Below are 4,338 nucleotides of genomic sequence, written 5' to 3' on the forward strand. Positions count from 1 at the left end.
CGCGGCCCCGACGCCCCCGGCGCCGCGGCCCTGCGCGCCGAGCTGGAGGAGCTCGGCGCCCGGGTCACCGTCGCCGCCTGTGACGTCGCCGACCGCGACGCGCTCGCCGCGCTGCTCGACACGGTGCCCGCCGAGCTGCCGCTGGTCGGGGTCTTCCACACCGCGGGCGTGCTCGAGGACCGTGTCCTCGACGCGCTGACCCCGCAGAGCTACTCCGGGGTGCTGCGGGCCAAGACCGTCGCCGCCCAGCACCTCGACGAGCTGACCCGCGACAGCGACCTCGCCGCCTTCGTGCTGTTCTCCTCGACCGCAGGCATGATCGGCGCCGCCGGTCAGGGCAACTACGCCGCCGCCAACGCCTACCTCGACGCCCTCGCCGAGCACCGCCGCGCCCGCGGCCTGCCCGCGCTGTCGGTGGCGTGGGGCCCGTGGGACGGCTCCGGCATGGTCGCCGACGCCGCCGAGGTCGCCGCCCGCGTACGGCGCGGCGGCTTCGAACCGCTCGACCCGGAGACGGCGGCGGTCGCGCTGCTGCGGGCCGTCGACGGGAGCCGGGACGGTGGGGAGACCACCCTCGCGATCGCCGACATGGACTGGGAGCGGTTCCTGCGCGCGTTCGGGTCCGTCCGGCCGATGCCGCTGGTCGCCGATCTCCCCGAGGTCGCCCGGCTCGCCGCCCCCACCACCGGTGGGGACACCGGTACCGGGCTGCGCGGCCGGCTCGCGGCCCTGCCCGACGACGAACGCCTCGGCGTCGTGCTCGACGTACTGCGCACCCAGGTCGCGGCCGTGCTCGGACACGCCGACCCGCGCACCGTCGACGACGACCGCGCGTTCCGCGACCTCGGCTTCGACTCGCTGACCATCCTGGAGCTGCGCAACGCCCTCAACGCGGCCACCGGGCTGTCGCTGCCCGCGACGCTGGTCTACGACCAGCCCACCCCGCGGGAGATGGCCGGGTTCCTGCTCGGCGAGCTGCTCGGCACACTGCCCGAGCAGCGGGGCCCGGTCCGCACGAGCGCCGCCGTGGACGACCCGATCGTCGTCGTCGGGATGGCCTGCCGGTTCCCCGGCGGGGTCCGCACCCCCGAGGACCTGTGGGAGCTCGTGGCCCGCGGCGATGACGGCATCACCGGGTTCCCCGACGACCGCGGCTGGGACCTCGCCGCGCTCGGCGACGGGGCCTCGGCCACGCTGCGGGGCGGGTTCCTGGACGGCGTCGCGGACTTCGACGCCCGGTTCTTCGGCATCTCCCCCCGCGAGGCGCTCGCCATGGACCCCCAGCAGCGGCTGCTGCTGGAGACCACCTGGGAGGCCGTCGAGCGGGCCGGGATCGACCCGGCGACGCTGCGCGGCTCGGCCACCGGCGTCTTCGTCGGCACCAACGGCCAGGACTACGCGACGCTGCTGCGCCGGTCGGCCGACGACGTCTCCGGCTACGCCGCCACCGGCAACACCGCCAGCGTCATGTCCGGCCGGCTGTCCTACACCCTCGGCCTGGAGGGGCCCGCCGTCACCATCGACACCGCCTGCTCCTCGTCGCTGGTCGCCCTGCACTGGGCCGGACGGGCACTGACCGACGGGGAGGCCGACCTGGTCCTCGCCGGTGGGGTCTCGGTCATGTCCGGACCGGACTCGTTCGTCGAGTTCTCCACCCAGGGCGGCCTCGCCCCGGACGGGCACTGCAAGCCCTTCTCCGACGACGCCGACGGCACCGCCTGGTCCGAGGGCGTCGGCATGCTGGTGCTGGAGCGCCTGTCCGACGCCCGCCGCCACGGCCACCGCGTGCACGGCGTGATCGGCGGCTCGGCGATCAACCAGGACGGCGCCTCCAACGGGCTCACCGCCCCCAGCGGGCCGTCCCAGCAGCGGGTCATCCGCCAGGCGCTGGCCGACGCCGGGCTCACCCCGGCCGACGTCGACACCGTCGAGGCGCACGGCACCGGGACCACCCTCGGCGACCCGATCGAGGCCCAGGCCCTGATCGCCACCTACGGCCGCGACCGCGACACCGACCGCCCGCTGCACCTGGGCACGGTCAAGTCCAACATCGGTCACACCCAGGCCGCCGCGGGCGTCGCCGGGGTGATCAAGATGCTGCTCGCGATGCGGCACGCCACGCTGCCCCGCACCCTGCACGCCGGCACGCCGTCCTCGCACGTCGACTGGAGCGCCGGCACCGTGGCCCTGCTCGACGAGGCCCGGGACTGGCCGGAGACCGGCGGCACCCGCCGGGCCGGTGTCTCGGCGTTCGGGGTCAGCGGCACCAACGCCCACGTCATCGTCGAGCAGGCACCGCCCGCCCCGGAGACCGCCGCCGCCGAGCTGCCCGGCGAGGTCCCGTGGGTGCTGTCCGCCCGCACCCCCGCGGCCCTGCAGGAGCAGGTCGACCGCGTGGTCGGCGCTGCCGGTGGGCACACCGCCACCGACGTCGCCGCGACCCTGGCCGGTGGCCGCACCCTGTTCGGCCACCGCGCCGTGCTCCTCGCCGGCCCGGACGGGATCCGCGAGGCCGCCCGCGGCACCGCACCCCGCACCCCCGGCCGGACGGCGTTCCTGTTCTCCGGGCAGGGCGCCCAGCACGCCGGGATGGGCCGTGCGCTCCACGAGCGCCACCCCGCCTACGCCGAGGCCCTCGACGAGGTCCTCGCCCGGTTCGACACCCTGCTCGACGCGCCGCTGCGGGACGCGCTGTTCGCCGAGCCCGGCTCGGCGGCCGCCGACCGGCTCGACGAGACCGGCACCACCCAGCCCGCGCTGTTCGCCGTCGAGGTGGCGCTGTACCGGCTCCTGGAGTCCTGGGGGCGCACCCCGGACCTGGTCGCCGGGCACTCGGTCGGTGAGATCGCCGCCGCGCACGTGGCCGGCGTGCTCTCCCTCGACGACGCCTGCGCGCTCGTCGCGGCCCGGGCCTCGCTGATGCAGGCGCTCCCGGCCGGGGGTGCGATGGTCGCGGTCGAGGCCACCGAGGACGAGGTCACCCCGCTGCTCACCGACGGTGTCGCGATCGCCGCGGTCAACGGGCCCGCCTCGCTGGTCCTCTCAGGGGACGCCGACGGGGTCGGCGCGCTCGCCGACCGGCTGGCGGCCGACGGCCGCCGGACCCGGCGGCTGCGGGTCAGTCACGCCTTCCACTCGCCGCTGATGGACCCGATGCTCGACGGGTTCGCCGCCGCGATCTCGGGGATCACCTTCGCCGCACCGCGGATCCCACTTGTCTCCACGCTCACCGGTGCCCTCGCCGGGCCGGAGCTGGGCGAGCCCGGCTACTGGGTGCGTCACGTGCGGGAGGCCGTGCGGTTCGCCGACGGTGTCCGCGCCCTGCACGAGGCCGGGGCGACCGTGTTCGCCGAGATCGGCCCGGACGCGGCGCTGCTCGCCCCGGCCCAGCAGACCCTGGACACGGTGGCACCGGCCGACGGCCCGGCAGCGGTGGTCGTCGCGCTCCAGCGGCGCGACCGCGACGCCGGCACCGCGCTGCTCGAGGGCCTCGCCGTCCTGCACGTCCACGGCGCCGGACCGGACTGGGCGGCCGTGCTGCCCGCCCGCGGGCCGGTCGAGCTGCCGACCTACCCGTTCCAGCGGGAACGCTACTGGCCCGAGCCCGGCACGCCGGGCGGCGGCGCCGGACCGGCCGACCCGGCCGACTCCGCCTTCTGGGCGGCTGTCGAGCGGGAGGACCTGGAGAGCCTGTCGGGCTCGCTCGGTGTCGACGGCGACACGCTCGCCACGATGGTCCCTGCGCTGTCCGCGTGGCGCCGCCGCCACGGCGCCGAGTCCGCGGCCGCGACCTGGCGCTACCGCGAGACGTGGACCCCGGTCCCGACCCCGGCGGCCGCGGTCACCGGGCGGACGCTCGTGCTGGTGTCCGCCGGTGCCGACGCCTGGACCGACGCCCTCGTGACCGCGCTCGACGCCGAGACCGTGGTGGTCGGCGACGGCTCCACCGACGGCTCCACCGACGAGCTCACCGTGGCCCTCGGCGTCCTCGACGACGCCGACCGGCCCGTGGACCGGGTGGTGTCGCTGCTCGCCGCCGGGACGTCCGGGCTGCCGTCCGGGCCCGCCCGGCCGTCGGCGCTGCTCGCCGCGCTCGCCGCGGCCGGGATCGACGCGCCCCTGTGGTGCGTCACCCGGGGCGCGGTCGCCGCCGAGGGCACCACCCCCGCCCCCGGTCAGGCCGCGCTGTGGGGGATGGGCCGGGTCGCCGCGCTGGAGTCCCCGCAGCGGTTCGGCGGTCTCGCCGACCTGCCCGCGGGCCCCGACGCCGTCGCCGCCGCCGCCGCGACCGCACTCGCCGCGCTGCTCACCGAGCCGGGCGGGGAGAGCGAGATCGCG

At 77.3% G+C, this 4,338-nt stretch carries 1 protein-coding gene; it reads left to right on the top strand.

Going from position 1 to position 4,338, the window contains the following annotated elements; all coding sequences use genetic code 11:
- On the top strand, positions 1-4,338 hold a 4,338-nt coding region (locus NH602_RS28535; protein ID WP_253069426.1), incomplete at both ends, for a type I polyketide synthase.

Source organism: Pseudonocardia sp. McavD-2-B (assembly GCF_024124365.1).
In the GTDB taxonomy this organism is placed as follows: domain Bacteria; phylum Actinomycetota; class Actinomycetes; order Mycobacteriales; family Pseudonocardiaceae; genus Pseudonocardia; species Pseudonocardia alni.